The organism is Cognatundibacterium squillarum, assembly GCF_014652435.1.
In the GTDB taxonomy this organism is placed as follows: Bacteria; Pseudomonadota; Gammaproteobacteria; order Burkholderiales; family Burkholderiaceae_D; genus Undibacterium; species Undibacterium squillarum.
The window spans coordinates 1-723 of the sequence record NZ_BMYU01000018.1; the positions used below are offsets into that span (position 1 = coordinate 1).

The following is a 723-nucleotide window of genomic DNA, read 5'->3' on the forward strand; positions in this document are numbered from 1 at the left end:
CCTCGGTAACGACATCCACAGCATTTCCCCGATTTCCGGCAGCACCATGGCCAGCCTGCGTGCTGACACACCAGCGCAAGTGACTGAACGCATCAGCCGCGCACAGCAGGCTTTTCTGCAATGGCGCACCGTTCCGGCACCGCGCCGTGGTGAACTGATCCGTTTGTTCGGCGAAGAACTGCGTCAGCACAAGCAGGCACTCGGTGAACTGGTCACCCTCGAAGCCGGCAAAATTCTGCAGGAAGGTCTGGGTGAAGTGCAGGAAATGATCGATATCTGCGATTTCGCAGTCGGTCTTTCCCGTCAGTTATACGGCCTGACGATTGCTTCTGAACGTCCGGGGCACCGCATGATGGAGCAATGGCATCCTGTTGGTGTAGTCGGTGTGATATCTGCATTTAACTTCCCGGTGGCAGTGTGGGCATGGAATGCTGCGCTGGCCTTTGTCTGCGGCGACAGCGTAGTCTGGAAACCTTCAGAAAAAACACCGCTGACCGCAATCGCAACCCATGCTTTATTCATGCGTGCCGTGCAGCGTTTCGGCAGCGATGCACCGGAAGGTCTGGCTGAACTGATCATTGGTGGCCGCGATACCGGCGCACAGATGGTGGACGACAAACGTGTTGCACTGGTCAGCGCCACCGGCAGTACACGCATGGGCAAACAAGTGGCGGAAGCCTGCGCCAAACGCTTAACCCGTACCATCCTCGAACTGGGTGGCAA

1 protein-coding gene is annotated in these 723 nt (G+C 57.5%); it reads left to right on the forward strand.

The window, feature by feature from the left end; all coding sequences use genetic code 11:
* A partial coding sequence (locus tag IE092_RS18630; RefSeq protein WP_229793268.1) for an aldehyde dehydrogenase family protein occupies positions 1-723 on the forward strand: 723 nt, incomplete at both ends.